General features: G+C 36.9%; 17 protein-coding genes. 1 reads left to right on the forward strand and 16 read right to left on the reverse strand.

The features are described from left to right. Positions 1–3: 3 nt before the first annotated feature. On the forward strand, positions 4–270 hold the full coding sequence (locus ACKVQX_RS01025) for a TIGR03643 family protein (protein WP_087680142.1): 267 nt from the start codon (positions 4–6) through the stop codon (positions 268–270). A gap of 61 nt (positions 271–331) precedes the next feature. Here ACKVQX_RS01025 and ACKVQX_RS01030 read toward each other — a convergent pair whose 3' ends face one another. The 16 genes from ACKVQX_RS01030 to yfmF form a co-directional block, all read right to left on the reverse strand. Then, positions 332–1,072: an alpha/beta fold hydrolase gene (locus ACKVQX_RS01030; RefSeq protein WP_409135941.1), complete on the reverse strand. Its 741-nt coding sequence runs from the start codon at positions 1,070–1,072 to the stop codon at positions 332–334. Between the two features lie 72 nt (positions 1,073–1,144). Beyond that, positions 1,145–1,498, reverse strand: a complete 354-nt coding sequence (locus tag ACKVQX_RS01035) for a RicAFT regulatory complex protein RicA family protein (RefSeq protein WP_068454649.1) — start codon at positions 1,496–1,498, stop codon at positions 1,145–1,147. 1 nt (position 1,499) lies between these two features. After that, positions 1,500–3,038 carry a tRNA (N6-isopentenyl adenosine(37)-C2)-methylthiotransferase MiaB gene (gene miaB / locus ACKVQX_RS01040; protein WP_068454651.1) on the reverse strand — a complete coding sequence of 513 codons (1,539 nt, stop codon included), beginning with the start codon at positions 3,036–3,038 and terminating at the stop codon, positions 1,500–1,502. A 119-nt stretch (positions 3,039–3,157) separates the two neighbouring features. Continuing rightward, positions 3,158–3,448, reverse strand: coding sequence for a hypothetical protein (locus ACKVQX_RS01045; protein WP_121176230.1), 291 nt, complete (start codon positions 3,446–3,448; stop codon positions 3,158–3,160). Positions 3,449–3,562: 114 nt separating this feature from the next. Next, entirely contained in the window at positions 3,563–4,429 is an 867-nt protein-coding gene (locus ACKVQX_RS01050) for a 2-oxoacid:ferredoxin oxidoreductase subunit beta (protein ID WP_087680145.1), read from the reverse strand. Beyond that, the gene (locus ACKVQX_RS01055; protein WP_368634189.1) at positions 4,430–6,178 is read right to left on the reverse strand and encodes a 2-oxoacid:acceptor oxidoreductase subunit alpha; all 1,749 of its coding nucleotides are present in this window, start codon (positions 6,176–6,178) and stop codon (positions 4,430–4,432) included. A gap of 270 nt (positions 6,179–6,448) precedes the next feature. Continuing rightward, positions 6,449–7,246 carry a TIGR00282 family metallophosphoesterase gene (locus ACKVQX_RS01060; RefSeq protein WP_068454674.1) on the reverse strand — a complete coding sequence of 266 codons (798 nt, stop codon included), beginning with the start codon at positions 7,244–7,246 and terminating at the stop codon, positions 6,449–6,451. Between the two features lie 81 nt (positions 7,247–7,327). Next, positions 7,328–8,884, reverse strand: coding sequence for a ribonuclease Y (gene rny, locus ACKVQX_RS01065; protein WP_068454677.1), 1,557 nt, complete (start codon positions 8,882–8,884; stop codon positions 7,328–7,330). Positions 8,885–9,262: 378 nt separating this feature from the next. Next, on the reverse strand, positions 9,263–10,327 hold the full coding sequence (gene recA / locus ACKVQX_RS01070) for a recombinase RecA (protein ID WP_068454680.1): 1,065 nt from the start codon (positions 10,325–10,327) through the stop codon (positions 9,263–9,265). A 159-nt stretch (positions 10,328–10,486) separates the two neighbouring features. Further along, positions 10,487–11,743, reverse strand: coding sequence for a competence/damage-inducible protein A (locus ACKVQX_RS01075; protein ID WP_409135942.1), 1,257 nt, complete (start codon positions 11,741–11,743; stop codon positions 10,487–10,489). A 105-nt stretch (positions 11,744–11,848) separates the two neighbouring features. Then, complete coding sequence (pgsA, locus tag ACKVQX_RS01080; protein ID WP_068454685.1) at positions 11,849–12,427, reverse strand: CDP-diacylglycerol--glycerol-3-phosphate 3-phosphatidyltransferase; 579 nt, start codon at positions 12,425–12,427, stop codon at positions 11,849–11,851. Between the two features lie 90 nt (positions 12,428–12,517). After that, positions 12,518–13,426, reverse strand: a complete 909-nt coding sequence (locus ACKVQX_RS01085) for a helix-turn-helix domain-containing protein (RefSeq protein WP_285216018.1) — start codon at positions 13,424–13,426, stop codon at positions 12,518–12,520. 21 nt (positions 13,427–13,447) lie between these two features. Next, entirely contained in the window at positions 13,448–14,245 is a 798-nt protein-coding gene (locus ACKVQX_RS01090; protein WP_325942897.1) for a DUF3388 domain-containing protein, read from the reverse strand. A 194-nt stretch (positions 14,246–14,439) separates the two neighbouring features. After that, positions 14,440–15,168 (reverse strand): elongation factor P 5-aminopentanone reductase, encoded by a 729-nt coding sequence (gene ymfI / locus ACKVQX_RS01095; protein ID WP_285216017.1) that lies wholly within the window; start codon positions 15,166–15,168, stop codon positions 14,440–14,442. Positions 15,169–15,172: 4 nt separating this feature from the next. Beyond that, on the reverse strand, positions 15,173–16,471 hold the full coding sequence (gene yfmH / locus ACKVQX_RS01100; protein ID WP_409135943.1) for an EF-P 5-aminopentanol modification-associated protein YfmH: 1,299 nt from the start codon (positions 16,469–16,471) through the stop codon (positions 15,173–15,175). Next, the gene (gene yfmF / locus ACKVQX_RS01105) at positions 16,472–17,737 is read right to left on the reverse strand and encodes an EF-P 5-aminopentanol modification-associated protein YfmF (RefSeq protein ID WP_068454699.1); all 1,266 of its coding nucleotides are present in this window, start codon (positions 17,735–17,737) and stop codon (positions 16,472–16,474) included. Positions 17,738–17,923 lie beyond the last annotated feature (186 nt).

Here is a 17,923-nt window from a genome sequence, read left to right on the forward strand (position 1 = left end):
AATATGACGACAAGTCAACCATTAACAGTAGATGAAATTGACCGTATTGTTGAGATGGCATGGGAAGATCGTACACCTTTTGAAGCGATTGAAATTCAATTCGGTTTAAAGGAAAAAGATGTCGTCCAACTCATGCGTAAAGAGATGAAAGCTTCTTCATTTAAAATGTGGCGTAAACGCATGCATAACCGAAAGCCAAAACACGTAGCTTTTCGCACACCAGATACAAAACGCTTCCGTTCACCAATGCAAAAAACATATACTTTTTAAACATAGAAAATTCCGTATGATTTCGAAAAATCATACGGAATTTTAGTGTGTCTATCTTATTCTAATCATCTTTTGTCAAAACCATACGAATCGCATCAATGACAAGCGCTGGCTTTTCAACCATGCCCATATGTCCTGTTGGAATACGCACTTTTTGTACATTCGGTCCATCCGTTTCAATTGGTTTCATAATTGAATCATTTGTCCCTTCAATGATTGCAACAGGTATCGCCCCTTCAGTAATAACCGTTGTACGTTCAGGTCTTTGCTGCATCGCTGTTAATTGATAGACCATCCCTTCAGGTGTCGCATACTTCGCCACTTTTCGCATGTAATCAATTGACTCTTCTGAAGAACCTTCTGGGAAGAAATTTTCAATCATAGAATCAACAAAGACGTCGACTCCTTTTTCACGAATCTCACCTTTTTGTTTTTCACGCTTTTCACGCGCTTCTTCTCCATCAGCTAAATCTGATGAGAATAATAGAACAAGTTGTGAAACAGGTGCAATCTTTTCATCTACAGCTGCTAAGGCAACGTAGCCACCCATTGAATGCCCTACCCAGATAGCTTCCTCTACACCTTCTTGCTCTAATACTTCGGCTACTTCTTTTGCATAATCTTCAACTTGATAATCTGATTTTTCAATTTGACTCTCGCCAATACCTGGTAAATCAACAACATATACAGTATGTGTTGCAGCTAAGTCTTCAATAATAAAATCAAAACTATGACCGCCGCTTAAAAATCCATGTACAAAAACAATTGCTGGACCAGTTCCTTGTTTTTTATATGCTAACAATAGAAACATCTCCTTTTTCATTTAATTTCCAAAAAAGAGCTTTCTAAAACATGGTATTGTTTGGTAATTTAATTATTTTGTTGTTTCATCAACTCGTTGAACGATTGTTTGCGAAACCATTTGCAACAATTCATTCACTTCTTGCTGCACAACTTGAAATTCTTCAACAATTGGCATCGCATATAATGTACTTTCTAATGCTTCAATTTTTGCTTCTACTTCTGCTAAAGCTTGCTTCTTACCAAAATGTTGTAAGTTGACTGCTTGCTTCTGTAAAGCTTTCATCTGTGCAATAATTTCACTTACTTTACCATTGGCATCAATTTGCTTTTCTGCACGTTTGAAAAATTCAACTTCTTCTGTTTCTTCCATCATCTGTGCAATTTGACGTGCTTTTGCTAATACTTCTTCTTTTGTGTGGCTCATATTATTTCACCTCAGCGGTTTTTGACACAACCTCAACGAATTCTCCTGCTAATGAGTGTGTTTTTGCTTCTGTAATACGTACATGTACATATTGTCCAATGACTTCTTTCGGTGCAACAAAATTCACTAAACGGTTTTTACGTGTATAACCTGCTAATACTTGATCATTTCGTTTACTTTCACCTTCGACAAGTACTTCAACAATTTCGCCTTCTAACTTTTTCAACGCTTTTGCTGAATATTCAGCAACAACTTCATTCAAGCGATGTAGACGTTGTTTCTTCACTTCTGCTGGTACATTATCCGTCATTTTCGCTGCTGGTGTACCTTCACGTGGTGAATAAATATATGTGAATGCCATTTCAAAGCCTACTTCTCTATAAAGAGATAATGTTTCTTCAAATTGTTCTTCTGTTTCATTCGGGAAACCAACAATAATATCTGTTGTTAATGCGACATCTGGAATTGCTGTACGAATTTTACGCACTAATTCTAAATAGCTTTCGCGCGTATATTTACGTGCCATAATTTTTAACATATCGCTTGAACCTGATTGAACAGGTAGGTGAATATGTTCAACTAAGTTTCCTTTTTTCGCTAATACTTCGATTAAATAATCATCGAAATCACGTGGGTGACTTGTTGTAAAACGAATACGCGGAATATCAATCTTACGCAGTTCATCCATTAAATCGCCTAAACCAATAGATGAATCAGGTAAGTCTTTACCGTATGCATTCACGTTTTGTCCAAGTAATGTAATCTCTTGATATCCTGCAGCTGCTAACTCACGTACTTCTTGAATAATGTCTTGTGGTAAGCGACTGCGCTCTTTCCCGCGTGTGTAAGGAACGATACAATATGTGCAGAATTTATCACAGCCATACATAATATTAACCCAAGCTTTTGTTTGTCCTTTACGCACTTTCGGTAAGTTTTCGATGACATCGCCTTCTTTAGACCATACATCAATGACTGTCTCTTTTGATAAGTACGCTTCATTTAAAATTTCTGGTAGACGGTGAATATTATGTGTACCAAATACCATATCTACTTGATCATATGTTTTTAAAATTTTATTAACAACGGCTTCTTCTTGCGACATGCAGCCACAAACACCGATTAATAAATCTGGATTTTGTAATTTTAAAGGCTTGAAGTGTCCTAGTTCACCAAACACTTTATTTTCAGCATTTTCACGAATTGCACATGTATTCATTAAAATGACATTCGCCTCTGTCACTTCATCTGTCGCTTCGTAGCCTAATTGCTCAAAAATACCTGCCATTACTTCTGTATCATGTTCATTCATTTGACAGCCGTATGTGCGAATATAGAATTTACGTCCTCTACCCATTTCCGCAAAACGCTCATCAATTTTGAAATCTGCATGATATTCAATTTCTTCTTTACCACGCTTTTTCGCGTCTTTTAAAGAAGGTGTCTTTTGGAAAAATTGACTATAATCTTTTTCTTTCACTGGTTGTAATGGTTTAAAAGGCTTCACTTGTTGGCCTTGTAATCGTTGTTCTTCGTTCATCTTCGGTATAACTCCCCTCATCTACGCACTGACCTTTACATCAGTTAGATGTTCTTTCAATTTGAACATATCTAATCTATCATACCAAAAATCGAACGAATACTCACTGATTTCATCCATTAAAATATGTCGAGATTGATTCCTGTATAAAATGCGTAGTTGGAAGCAATCAGAAACAACATGATGTAAAAGAGTGGACGGTATTTCCCTGCCCATTCATATGCTTTTTCTAGCATAGCTTCACTAAATTTCCGATATAAAGCAATCATAGCGAACATAATGAGTAACTGAGGAAAAGCTAAAAATAGTGATACATCTAATGCTAAAAAGACTTCAACTAATACTGCCATACCTAATAAATGCAGTTTTGTGTACAGCTTATAATACGTTTCGATTAACCATCTGTTCATTGATTCGATCACTCCTTTTATCTTTAGTTATACGGAGTGATTGTATGAAAGTTCCATTTTTAGACAAAAAAGCATCACACGCATTAGGCATGTGATGCTCCCTATATCTTTTACTTACATGAATTCCTTCATTAAGCTGTCTAAGTCTGTTTCTTTTAAGTTAATATCTGCTTCATGAAGTGGTGCTTCATCATAGCCGATTACTTTGTCTTGGTAAGAAGTTGTTTCTGTATCTTGGTAGATGATGCCTGTTACAAGGCTTTCATGCTCCATAACTGTTTTCATCGCCATTTGACGGTCTGAAGGGTCATAGCCTTCGATATCAGCTAACTTCGTTAAGTTCTCTTTGAACCAGTCATATGTGTTTACTTTATTATATGTTACACATGGGCTGAATACGTTGATGAACGCAAAACCTTTATGTGCCATACCTGCTTCAATAATCGCTGTTAATTCTTTTAAATCTGTAGAGAAGCTTTGTGCGACAAATGTTGCACCTGAAGATAAAGCTACTTCTAATGGTTTTAATGATGGTTCAATTGCGCCACCTGGTGTTGATTTTGTGACAAAACCAGCAGCTGAACGTGGTGACGTTTGCCCTTTTGTTAAACCATAGATTTGGTTATCCATAACAACATATGTGACATCGATATTACGACGAATTGAGTGTACAGTATGTCCCATACCAATTGCGAAACCGTCACCGTCACCGCCTGTTGCGATAACATTTAAATCACGATTTGCCATTTTTAAACCTTGTGCAATTGGTAATGCACGACCATGAATACCATGTAAACCGTATGCATTAATATAACCTGATAAACGACCTGAACAGCCAATACCTGAAACCACTGCTAATTCATGTGGTTCAATACCGCGGTTTGCTGCGGCACGTTGAATCGCTGCTTGTACAGAGAAATCGCCACATCCTGGGCACCAGTTTGGTTTGATTGTATTACGAAAATCTTTAAATGTTCCCATTTATTTTAGCAACTCCTTTACGCGATTTAAAAGCTCTAGTGGTAAGAATGGTGTACCATCATATTTCACTAAGTTGACTACTTTATGATGTGCACCCATGTTCATTTTTAAGATACTTGCTAATTGACCTGTTGCATTATTTTCTACAACGATTACTTTTTTCGCACCGTCAACAAGTGGTTGTAATTCTTCTGTTGGGAACGGATGAATCAGACGAATATGTGCATGATTCGCTTTAATTCCTGCTTCGTCTAATAATGGACGCACTTCTTCGATTGCACCTTTTGTTGAACCGAAACCGAGGATTAATACATCTGCTTCGTCATGCGGTGCATCTGTAAATACAGGTGTATCAAAGTGTACATGCTCTAACTTGCGCATACGTTTATCCATTTGTGTTTGACGATTTGATGCTGATTCAGATGGTGTACCAATCTCACTATGTTCTACACCTGTTACATGGTGAATACCATGTTTTTGACCTGGTACAACACGAGGTGATACGCCGTCTTCTGTTACTTCATAACGTTTGAAGTATGCTTTATCTTCTGCTTCTGGTAACTCACCTAAGTTCAGTTTACCACGCTTGATTTCAATTTTATTAAAGTCAAATGGTTCAACTGTTTGTTTACCAAGTGATAATTGTAAATCTGATAAGACAATAACAGGTAATTGTAACTCTTCTGCGATATTGAATGCTTGGATCATATCATAGAAAGCTTCTTCACCTGTTGATGGTGCGATGACTACTTTTGGAATTTCACCATGCGTACCATATAACATCGCCATTAAGTCCGATTGTTCTTGTTTTGTTGGTAAACCTGTTGATGGACCACCACGTTGTGTGTCTACTACAACAAGCGGTGTTTCTGTCATACCTGCAAGACCAAGTGCTTCCACCATTAATGAAAGACCAGGGCCAGCTGATGCTGTGAATGCACGAATACCACCGTAGTTTGCGCCGATTGCCATTGTTGCTGCTGCAATCTCATCTTCTGTTTGAATAACAGCGCCACCGAATTTTGGTAACTTCTTCGTTAGATATTCCATAATTTCTGTTGCTGGTGTAATTGGATATGCTGCCATTAGTCGAACGCCTGCTGCAAGCGCCCCCATCGCTAATGCTTCATTCCCAATCATAAACATACGATGTTTTCCATCACCAGGTGCTAATTCAAATTGACCTTCTTCTAAACCTGCTTCCACAAGTAAGTCGTGCATAATTTGATGTCCCTGTGCGATTGCTTCCATGTTTTTCGCGACCACTTCTTCACCTTTACGTCCGAAGATTTCACTTACAACACTTTGGAATACTTCATCCTTTAAGTTCATTAATGCCGCAGTTGCACCGATCGCTACCATGTTTTTCATTAATGTTGTACCTAGTTCTTTTGCTGTTTCTGTGAACGGTACAATATATAATGTTGCTTTTGAATCTTCTGGATTCACTGGCTTGAATTTTGCGTCCGCTAAAATAACACCTGTTTCATCTAATTCCTTATAGTTGACGTCGATTGTTTCTTGATCGAATGCAACTAAAATATTCAAATCATCTGGAATTGTATGAACGGCTGTTGTACGAACATTGATTTTATTGTTTGTGTGACCACCTTTAATACGTGAAGAAAAGTGACGGTATCCGTATAAGTGGTATCCTAGACGGTTCATGGCAGTAGAGAACATTTCGCCGGTACTTTCAATACCTTCCCCTTGTTGCCCACCGACTTTCCATGAAAGCTGATGTAACATATATAAACATCTCCTTAAAACAGGTTATTTTTTAAATTCATTTCTACTTCATCAGTTTATCATGAAGGCTATCGTTTCACTATTGTTAATCATACTTTTTTAGGAATTTCAGACCTTTGACGGAATAAAAATTGACAGAATTCAAAACATTTCGGTCTTTTCTGCTGAAATCGTATTTTTATACGCCTTTTAAACCAATAAAAGAAACATAAAAGCGAACATTCTATTTTTAAAAAAATAAAACGTTCGCTTTATAATGATTTTATTTCATTAACCTTTAAATGGATGATCCTTATTAATTAAAATACGCTCACAGTGCGTTGCTTGACCATTCTTATCATCAATCTCTACAAAGAATGCACTGAGTACTTCCGCGCCTCTTTCTGGTACTTCAAAGCGTACGGGCATATTCGTTTTAAAACGATAGATGACACTTTCTTTTTTCATACCTAGCACTTCATCATACGGCCCTGTCATACCTACATCTGAAATATATGCTGTGCCACCTGGTAAAATACGTTCGTCAGCTGTTTGTACATGTGTATGTGTACCGACAACAACAGACGCTTGTCCTGCTAAGTGCCAACCGAGTGCAATTTTTTCAGATGTTGTTTCTGCATGGAAATCAACGAAAACAATCGGTGACTGTTTCTTCGCTTCTGCAATTAATTCTTCCGCCATCGCAAATGGTTCATCATGTGCCGGTAAGAATACACGACCATGTAAATTGATTACAGAGATTGCTTGTCCATTTTTCGTAATCGTTGTCATTCCTTTACCTGGTGCTTCTTTTGAGAAATTAGCTGGACGAATTAAATAATCCGTATCATCGATGAAATCATAGATCTCGCGCTGATCCCATGTATGATTCCCCATTGTAATTACATCAACACCCATCATTAATAAGTCTTGATAAATACGCTTTGTAATACCGCGACCCTTCGCTGCATTTTCACCATTTGCAATAACTACATCAATTTGATATTTCTTCTTTAAACGCGGTAAATACTTTTCAACCGCATCAATTCCTAAATCGCCTACAATGTCACCAATAAATAATACTTTCATTTGAACTCCCTTTTCTATGAAAAAAAGAGGGATTCTTAGAAGTAATCACTTTAAGAAATACCCTCTTCTCTTATTTTATAGTTATTTTGCGTATTCTACTGCACGTGTTTCACGGATTACCGTTACTTTAATATGCCCTGGATAATCCAGTTCTTCTTCAATACGCTTACGAATATCTCTCGCTAAACGATGGGCTGTTAAATCATCTACTGCATCCGGACGAACGATAATACGTACTTCACGACCTGCTTGAATCGCAAATGATTTTTCAACGCCTTCATAAGACTCTGAGATTTCCTCTAACTTCTCTAAACGACGAATATAGTTTTCAAGTGTTTCACTACGAGCACCTGGGCGAGCTGCTGATAGAGCATCTGCTGCTGCTACTAATACCGCAATAACTGATGTTGCTTCTGTATCACCGTGGTGAGAAGCAATACTGTTAATGACAACAGGATGTTCTTTATATTTTGTCGCAAGCTCTACGCCAATCTCAACGTGACTACCTTCTACTTCGTGGTCAATTGCTTTACCGATATCATGTAATAAACCTGCACGCTTCGCAAGCGTCACATCTTCACCAAGTTCAGCTGCAAGCAAGCCTGCTAAATGTGCTACCTCGATTGAGTGTTTCAACACATTTTGACCGTAACTTGTACGATATTTCATACGTCCTAAAATTTTCATTAAATCTGGATGTAAATTATGAATACCTAATTCAAATGTTGTTTGTTCGCCTGTTTCGCGAATTTGTTCATCTACTTCACGACGTGATTTTTCGACCATTTCTTCAATTCGTGCTGGGTGAATACGACCGTCTTGTACTAATTTTTCAAGTGCTAAACGTGCTGTTTCACGACGAATTGGATCAAAGCCTGATAAAATAACCGCTTCAGGTGTATCATCAATAATTAAATCAATACCTGTTAATGTTTCGAGTGTTCGAATATTTCGACCTTCACGACCAATAATACGGCCCTTCATTTCATCATTTGGTAAGTTTACAACAGATACTGTCGTTTCTGCGACATGATCTGCAGCAAAGCGTTGTACCGCAAGTGATAAAATTTCACGTGCTCTTTTGTTCGATTCTTCTTTTGCACGAAGTTCTGCTTCTTTCGTCATCACTGCAACATCTGTTGTCAGTTCATCTTCTACTTCTTTTAAGATGATCGTACGTGCTTCATCACGTGTTAATGCCGAAATTCGCTCTAACTCTGACTCCTGCTTTTGTAGAAGTTCATCCACTTTGCTTTCCATCTGTTCAATATGCTGTTGTCGATCAGCTAGACCGCTTTCTTTGCGTTCTAAACCAGCTTCCCTTTTATTAAGAGCGTCATCTTTACGATCTAGATTTTCTTCTTTTTGTAATAAACGGTTCTCTTGTTTCTGAAGTTCAGAACGACGATCACGAATGTCATTCTCTGCTTCAGTTCGAAGTACGTGAGTTTCATCTTTTGCTTCTAGGATAGCTTCCTTTTTCAAGGCTTCCGCTTCTCGTTTCGCTTCTTCAACGATTAGTTCTGCGGAGCTTTTTGCACCAGTCACTTTTGAATCATTCACTCGTTTAATTATGACATAGCTAACAACGGCACCGACGATCAGACCAATCAAAGCGGGGATGATGTAACTACTCATTCGAACACCTCCTCTAGCTCTAATGTTTGTGATTTTTAGTCGGCTGTGAATTGTTTTGACAATATACTGCCTATTTCATTTCGATTTTAGAAATTTAAAAGAATACATCCTTAATTGTATAGATGTCATGTAACGATGTCAAGGTTTCACAGTTATTGTAAGCCTTTTATTCACTGGCTTCTAACCCCTTTCATCTCTCGCTTTATAAGACTTTTATAGAGATATTTTGCCACTTATTCACATACATTTTTTAACATCAAAGTTTTTTTAAGGTATGTACAATTATCCGTTTATTCGTATTTATTTTCTTTTCACATAAATTAAATACAAAAAAGAATTGTGCCATAATGACACAATTCTTTTCATACAATCTAATTATTATTTTTCTTCGTCTAATAATAACGTTAACTCTTCATCCATTACTTCATCTTCTTCAGGAGCTGCTACGAACTCAGTTGTTGCAATACCTGATTTTTCGCGGATTTTTTGTGCGATTTCAGCTTGAACTTCTGGATTTTCTTTTAAGAATTCTTTTGCATTTTCACGACCTTGACCTAAACGCTCATCGCCATACGCATACCAAGAACCTGATTTTTGAACAATCTCTTTTTCAACACCAATATCAATGATTTCGCCTTCTTTTGAAATCCCTTCACCGTACATAATATCTACTTCAGCTGTTTTAAATGGTGGAGCTACTTTGTTTTTAACAACTTTAATTTTTGTACGGTTACCAACGATATCATTACCTTGCTTAATTGATTCAGCACGACGAACTTCTAAACGTACAGAAGAATAGAATTTTAATGCACGTCCACCTGTTGTTGTTTCAGGGTTACCGAACATAACACCAATTTTTTCACGTACTTGGTTAATGAAGATTGCGATACAGTTTGATTTATTAATAATACCTGATAATTTACGTAAAGCTTGAGACATTAAACGCGCTTGTAGACCCATGTGTGAGTCACCCATCTCGCCTTCAATTTCAGCTTTTGGTACAAGTGCTGCTACAGAGTCAATAACAATAATGTCAATTGCGCCACTACGTACAAGCGCTTCGGTAATTTCAAGTGCTTGTTCACCTGTATCAGGTTGTGAAAGTAATAATTCATCAATATTAACGCCTAATTTTTGTGCATATACAGGATCTAGCGCATGCTCTGCATCAATGAAAGCTGCTTGACCGCCTGCTTTTTGAATTTCAGCAATTGCATGTAGTGTTACTGTTGTTTTACCTGAACTCTCAGGCCCATAAATCTCTACTACACGTCCTTTAGGATAGCCACCTACCCCAAGTGCTGTATCAAGTGCTAAAGAGCCACTTGGTGATGTTTGGATTTTGCGGTCTGCCTGTTCACCTAACTTCATAACAGATCCTTTACCAAATTGTTTTTCGATTTGCTTTAAAGCATTATCTAATGCCGCTTTACGTTCGTTCAAATCATTTCCTCCTCCAGAAAGTACGTTCTCTTTTTATATCATAACTATACTTTATTTTTGAGAAAAGCTCAAGTAAAAAGGGAACATTTATTCGTTTTTTTATTTTAAGCTATTTTTAATATATATTTTCAAAAAACATATACATTCTCATTTTTATTATTAGATTTTACGGTAGCCTTTTGAACTTAATAATTGAATAATATGGTGAATTGCCGTTTTAACGGCGCGAATTCGATTCGTATTACGCATACCTTGTAAATTCAATTGATACGTAAGTGGCTCATCTTGACCATACGCAATCCCAATCCATACTGTGCCAACTGCACGCCCACCATGTTCTGCTGGACCAGCTGCGCCTGTTAAACCAACCCCTAAATCCGTCCCAAACTTCTCTTTAATACGAACAGCCATTTCTGCTGCACATTCTGAACTCACAACAGAATATTTATCAATTAACTCACGCGATACGCCTAGTTGATTCACTTTCACATCTTCATTATATGTGACCATACCACCATATAAGACTTCACTAATTCCTGGGTTAGCAGCTAGTTCTGATTGGAATAAACCAGCTGTTAAGCTCTCAGCAGCAGAAATTGTAATCTTATTTTCGATTAACATGTCTGCCAATTTAGAAGAAAGCGAGTCATCATTTACACCATATAAATACTCGCCTACTAAATCTAAAATTTCTTGGCGTGTTGGTGTAATCAGTCCCCAAGCTTCTTCTTCTGTATCTGCTTTTGCTGTAATACGAAGTGTTACTTCCCCATCACCTGCTAATGGGGCAATTGTTGGATTTGTTTGTGCATCTAATAAATGCTGTACGCGATCTTCTAACTCCGCTTCGCCAATACCGTAAAAACGCAGTACATGTGACACGATTAACCCACCATCAGATACACGTTTTGCTAACTTTGGTTTCGCTTCAAATTGAAACATTGGTTGCATCTCTTTTGGTGGTCCTGGTAATAAAATGTACGTATGTGTATCATTTTCAAAAAGCATCCCCGGAGCCATACCATTTTCATTTCGCAGTACTTCACAACCCTTTAATACAAGAGCTTGCTTACGATTGTTCTCTGTCATTTTGCGATTACGCTTTTCGAAGAAAGTCGTAATGTATTCCATCGCATCATCATTTTGTTCAAGTGGTACGCCTAAATGTTTTGCAATCGTTTCTTTTGTTAAATCATCTTTCGTTGGCCCAAGTCCTCCTGAAAAAACAATTAAATCTGCGCGTTTTTCAGCATGTTCAATTACTTCTTCTAAACGTTTTGGGTTATCACCTACAACAGTATGATAAAACACATTAATGCCTAACTCTGATAATTGACTCGAGATAAAACGAGCATTCGTATTTACAATTTGTCCTAATAATAATTCTGACCCTACTGCAATAATTTCTGCATTCATTTCATACACTCCCATTTCCATAGTTAATCGACAAAAAAAGACTCATTCGCAAAAGCGCCTTTTAAAAGGTTGTGAAAATTCGTCACAAAATGAGTCATACATAATTTATTTTGATTCTAATAGCACACGACGATTCAACCAGAAATACTCGATTCCTGACCAAACAGTAAATACAAGAGCTACCCATAACATGATGATATCAGCTGGTATATGCCACATGTCAAAGATCATATTATTTAGCAATAATAATACAATCGCTAAAATCTGTGCCCACGTTTTGATTTTGCCCAATTGGTTGGCTGCCACAACTTCACCTTGTTCTGCACAAATTAAACGTAAACCTGTTACTGCAAATTCACGACTAATAATGATAATAATAATCCATGCTGGTGCCTTGTCTAACTCTACAAGTAAAATAAAAGCTGCTGATACAAGTAGCTTATCAGCCAATGGGTCTAAAAACTTACCCATATTTGTAACTAAATTATGTTTGCGTGCATAGTGACCATCAATCCAGTCTGTTAATGAAGCCACAATGAAAATCATTGCACCTACAAAATGTTCTACTGGTAATGTAGCACCTAATAGTGTCATATTCCCCCACCCAAAATTCACGACCATTAAGATGACAAATACAGGTATTAAGGCGATGCGGGATAGTGTAATTCTATTAGGAATGTTCATATTTTTCACCCTTCTTAACGCTGACGTTCGTTTTTATAAGCACAACAACAGGAGCATAGTTCTATCATACTAGGCTCCTGTTATTCGCTGTTACTCTTCTTCAGCCAATTTGATTACAATATTTTGTGTCGGTTGTTCCGATGGTGATGTAACAAACTTCACTTCTTCACCATTTACAAATACTTTACCATTTGCAGCTGCTCCAAGTCGAATACGAACACTTTTCTTACCTTTTGCATTCTCTTTAATTTGGTCGCCTGCTGCGAACATACCAGATTCTCCAAGTGTTGTTCCATTTTCATCTGTAATGCCCACCCAGTTTTCACCTGTTACGTCCACGCGAATACTAAACTTCTTCGTACCTGATAAAGTATATGTTGTTGTAATATTATCAGCACTTACTTCACCATCTGATAATTTCTGTTTTGGTTGATCTTCTTTTTTCGTTTCTTCTTTTTTAGTTTCTTCTTTTTTGTCTGTAGCATCTGTTGCATTATTTTTACTTGTATCTACATTTGTATTTTCTTGTGTTTTTGGTGTCTCTTTTGGCTCTTCGACGGTATTACTCGGTTGTTTTAACATTAAGAATGCAAAACCAGCAATAATCACAACGATAAATAGAGCAACAACAAATTTGGGCATTACATCTCCAAATTTCTTATTTGGACCTGAAGAACGTGCAACATTCGAGCGACGTTTATTTCCAGACACTTGGTCCCCTTTTTGTATTGATACACCTGAACCTAGTGTTTCTGCAGTCTTGTTAGTAGGGAGCTCCGTTTTATACGTTTCCAAAAGTTCCGTTGCATCTAAATCGACTGCTTCTGCATATTGTTTAATGAACGCTCTTACATAGAACGTACCTGGCATCACGCCGTAATTACCTTCTTCAATTGCAGAAAGATATCTTTTTTGAATCTTTGTTTTTTCTTGTAAATCATCCAGACTATAACCTTTAGCTATTCTCGCTTCTTTCAAGCGCGCACCTAATTCAGTCAATTTTACACACCTACCTATCTCTTAAAAATTAAATCCTCCAAAACCGCCAAAACCGTCTGAATCTTGAAAACTATTTTCACGTTTCAATAATTCATATGTGATTTCTTCATCTGGATGATGTCTTAATTCAATCATATAATCGAAATCATCAATTGTGTATTCCGAATGTTGTACGAAGATGTCCGGATGCTCCACGACTTTAATTGTCGGTAACTTCATGATTTCTCGTACAAGCTGATGATGACGTTCGTCGTTTGAGCGACGTGTTACAGCACCATCTAACACAAAAATATTTTGATCGCCGTACTCATCTCCATGTAATCGATTACGAGCTGTTTGTTTAATCATTGTTGAAGATACAAATAACCACTTTTTGTTCGCACAAACACTTGCAGCTACAATTGATTCCGTTTTACCGACACGCGGCATACCACGAATACCAATTAATTTATGTCCTTCTTTTTTAAAAATCTCAGCCATGAAGTCCACTAAAATACCTAGTTCATCGCGTACAAAGCGAAACGTTTTCTTTTCGTCTGCTTCTCGTTGAATATAACGCCCATGACGAATCGCTAAACGATCACGTGTTGTTGGTGGTCTAAACTTTGTTACCTTAATCATCTCCATAATGGAAACGATATTCATAAAACGTTCGATTTGTTCTTCTTTTTCTGCACGTAGTAACATGCCTCGACGTACTTGGTCTACACCATTGATTGTAACAATATTTACTCGCAGCATACCTAACAATGAAGAAATATCTCCTAATAACCCTGGACGATTGACTTGAATTTCGTATTCAAAATACCATTCTTTCACATACAACGATCCCTTCTCTTATACAACGAATAAAACATTTCTATGTTCCATGATAGCTGATTTTCGCTTACATTTAAAGGGGAAATGGGGAATGTGTACAATGAATTCACTGTTTTTTTATCCTTTATTTTGAAAAATAAACAAATGACTTATTTATTATCGTAAAAAAACAAAAAATCATTCCCCAGGAAATATTAAATATACCAGCCACCATTCAAACGTAATACTTGTCCCGTCATATAATCTGCTTTTCCTGATTGTAAAAACTGAACTAAATCGGCTACTTCTTCTGGCTTTCCAGCACGTTCCATCGGAATCTCTGCTAATACACTCGCTAGTTCTTCATGCGACAAATGTCCATTCATCTTCGTATCAATAAGTCCAGGTGCTACAGCATTTACATGAATTCCGTTATACGCTACTTCTTGCGCATAAGCTTTCACAAATGCGTGAACGGCACCTTTTACTGTAGAGTAAAGTACTTCACCAGCACCACCCGCTTCGCCCCAAATTGAACCAATCATCGTAACGTAGGATGTTTCATGTTGTCTTAACTTATACCCTAATTTTGTAATTAATTCAATTGGCGTTTGAACATGTACACGCCAAAGTGCTTGCATATCTTCTGGTGTTGTATCTTCTACTAATTTATAAAGAGATTGGCCACTTGCTACGACAATGGATTGCAGCGAAAAAACAGATTGTGTAATCCGTTCAGCTGCACCTTCTTCTAGTAAATTAGCTTGTATAATTAAAAATTCTTGTTGTGGATACATCATTTCTAATTCTTCTAGCAATACTTTAACTGGTTCTACTTGCGAATTATATTGTAAATAGAGCGACCAACCATCTGCGGCTAACTTTTGTGCAATCGCTGAACCAATTGCACCTGAAGCCCCAAGTATTAAACTAAACTTCTTCATTCTTTTATTTCGCTTCTTTCAATGGTTTTACTGTAAATGTCGACTGTTGTGTAATGCCTTGAATGGATTTCATTGCTTGTTCGACATCTGCCATCGTTAATTCTTCAATGACTGGAACTGCATCGAATAAATTCATATCATTAAATTTATAACGTGTGAATTGATTCGCAATAAACTCAATTGAATTCATCGCACGTAAGAAGAAACCGATCTTGCGTCGTTTTACACGTTCTAACTTTTCTGCATCGAACGGTAGTGCCACTTCTGACTCATTCATAACTGTTTTAATGGCATTCTCTAATTCAACTGGATGATTCGTATCTGATCCAACCATTGCAAAGCCAAACCCTTTTTCTAAAGAGAAATCATATGAATAAGATTCGTCAATCCACCCTTTTTCATACATTTCTTCATAAAACGCTGATGAACGTCCGTACATGAGGTCTAAAGCTAATTGAATGGCTAACTCTTGTTTTAACATTTCGCGCCCTTGTAAATGTATTTCACGCGCTTTGAACGATACATATGCTTTTGGTTTTTGAATATCCATACGTAACTCATTCGCTACACAGTTCACTTCTAATGGCTCATCGACTTCGATGCGTTGAATCGGTGTCGCTTCTGCAAATGTTTTTTGTGCTTGGTTCTCACGAATATGCGCCATCATTTTTTCAGGTTCTACTGAGCCAATGACGAATAACAGCATATTTGAAGGATGATAGAATGTGTTGTAGCACGTATATAAATGTTCAGCTGTAATCTCATCAATCGTTTCAATCGTACCAGCGATATCAATTTTCACAGGATGATTTTTGTATAGATTTTCAATCGAACCGAAGTATGCACGCCAGTCTGGTTGGTCGTCATACATTGTAATTTCCTGACCAATAATCCCTTTTTCCTTATTGACTGTTTGCTCTGTAAAGTATGGTTGCTGAACAAAGTCTAATAAAGTAGTTGTACTTTCGTAAATATGATTCGTTGCTGAGAATAAATACGCTGTACGCGTAAATGATGTAAAAGCATTTGCTGATGCTCCATATTGCGAGAACTTTTGAAATACATCACCATCTTCTTTTTCGAACATTTTATGCTCTAAAAAATGCGCAATGCCATCTGGTACAGTTACAGGCTCTGTTTCGCCTAGTGGCACAAAGGTACGGTCAACTGAACCATACTTCGTTGTAAAGGTTACAAAAGTCTTTGAGAAGCCTTTTTTCGGTAAAATATATACGTCTAAGCCATTGTCTAACTTTTCATAATAAAGTTCTTCACCTAATTGTTCAAATTGTACTTTTTCCATCTATGCTTCCTCCATTCCTGTTAAGAAGAATACCGTTTGTTTTTCAACTTGGTTTGCTATTTCTTGTACGTCTTCTTTTGTAACAGCATCCCACTGCTCACTTAATGCCTCTACAGTAAATGGAATTGGTAACTCACGATATTGATCAAATACTTCAATCTGTCCACGTGCAGAATCCAATGCCTCTTTTAATTGGTTTTTTAACATGGCTTTCGTTTGATTCAATTCCATATCTGAAATATCCCCTTGTTGAATCGCTTGTAATTGCTCATCAATTAAACGAACTGCCTTTTCCTCATTCTCTGCTTCAATTCCTGACGTCACATATAATACACCATACTGTGACACATACGAACTTCCACAGTAGTATGCTAGGCTTTCTTTTTCACGTACATTCATAAATAACTTTGAATGTGGATAGCCACCGAAAATACCGTTAAAAATTTGCATTGTAAAGAATTTCGGATTGTCAAAACGTACAGGTGCTTTATAGCCAATATGAAGTTTCGCCTGACGCATTTCTACCTGTTCTTTTTTATAATCTGTTAGTGGCTCTGTATCTTTGAATGTTACCTTTTCATATGGGTTTGGGCGGTCAACAAGAGGTAACGCTTCTTTTAATGACGCCACCATCTGTTCTTCATTGATATCACCTACAACGAAAATATCCACATCATCATATTGAAGCATCGCTTCATACGCATCTTTCAAAGTTTGAGGTGTAATCGCCTCTACATCCGCGACTGTTCCGTTTACTGAAATAGAAGCTGGGTGATTTGGACGGAAGATTTTTTGTAATTGCGTTTGTGCATAGCGTGATTTTTCATCGAAAATAGACTGAATACGATCAATAACCATCGCCTTTTCACGCTCTACAATACTCGATTGGAATAAATCGTTTGTAAAGTTTGGTTTAAACAATACTGTATGCACTAAATCTAGTACTTTATTTAATACGTCACCACTTTTTAAATAGTGATCGTTTACAGTTTCTACATTCAATAAAACAATTTGTTCGTTACCTTTTTTCGTTGTATCTAAATACATGACCGTTCCATATAAATCATCTAAATACATACGAAGTGATGCAGCAGTTTGATATACCGCATTACTATGTTGTAAAACATTTGTTAAAACCGTTCGTACGGCTGTATCTTTTGTTGATAATTCTTTTTTAAATTTAATTGAAAAATTCACCGTTTTAAATTGGTCTGTCTTTCTCGTAAAAACGTTAACACCTTTAGCAATTTCGGTTGTGTTAAACATAAAAACCCTCCTGTCGTAAATAAAGCGCTATTTTCATCATACCTGTCTAATTCCCTATTTGGCAACTAATTGTATTTAAAAATATAGTTATATAATGTTTATTGTAAGCCTTTCATATTAAATAGGAAAATATTATGGATGATTTTTATTTTAAAACAAAATAAAGCGTAACGACTCGTCTTGAAT

It is taken from the genome of Kurthia sp. ISK08, assembly GCF_046159805.1.
Classification (GTDB): Bacteria; Bacillota; Bacilli; order Bacillales_A; family Planococcaceae; genus Kurthia; species Kurthia gibsonii.

Bases quoted from the DNA above. Each gene is read 5' to 3' on its own strand.
- ACKVQX_RS01025 (WP_087680142.1), top strand. From the start codon at position 4: ATGACGACAAGTCAACCATTAACAGTAGATGAAATTGACCGTATTGTT.
- ACKVQX_RS01035 (WP_068454649.1), bottom strand. From the start codon at position 1,498: ATGAGCCACACAAAAGAAGAAGTATTAGCAAAAGCACGTCAAATTGCA.
- miaB (WP_068454651.1), bottom strand. From the start codon at position 3,038: ATGAACGAAGAACAACGATTACAAGGCCAACAAGTGAAGCCTTTTAAA.
- ACKVQX_RS01045 (WP_121176230.1), bottom strand. From the start codon at position 3,448: ATGAACAGATGGTTAATCGAAACGTATTATAAGCTGTACACAAAACTG.
- ACKVQX_RS01050 (WP_087680145.1), bottom strand. From the start codon at position 4,429: ATGGGAACATTTAAAGATTTTCGTAATACAATCAAACCAAACTGGTGC.
- ACKVQX_RS01055 (WP_368634189.1), bottom strand. From the start codon at position 6,178: ATGTTACATCAGCTTTCATGGAAAGTCGGTGGGCAACAAGGGGAAGGT.
- ACKVQX_RS01060 (WP_068454674.1), bottom strand. From the start codon at position 7,246: ATGAAAGTATTATTTATTGGTGACATTGTAGGCGATTTAGGAATTGAT.
- rny (WP_068454677.1), bottom strand. From the start codon at position 8,884: ATGAGTAGTTACATCATCCCCGCTTTGATTGGTCTGATCGTCGGTGCC.
- ACKVQX_RS01075 (WP_409135942.1), bottom strand. From the start codon at position 11,743: ATGAATGCAGAAATTATTGCAGTAGGGTCAGAATTATTATTAGGACAA.
- pgsA (WP_068454685.1), bottom strand. From the start codon at position 12,427: ATGAACATTCCTAATAGAATTACACTATCCCGCATCGCCTTAATACCT.
- ymfI (WP_285216017.1), bottom strand. From the start codon at position 15,168: ATGAAGAAGTTTAGTTTAATACTTGGGGCTTCAGGTGCAATTGGTTCA.
- yfmH (WP_409135943.1), bottom strand. From the start codon at position 16,471: ATGGAAAAAGTACAATTTGAACAATTAGGTGAAGAACTTTATTATGAA.
- yfmF (WP_068454699.1), bottom strand. From the start codon at position 17,737: ATGTTTAACACAACCGAAATTGCTAAAGGTGTTAACGTTTTTACGAGA.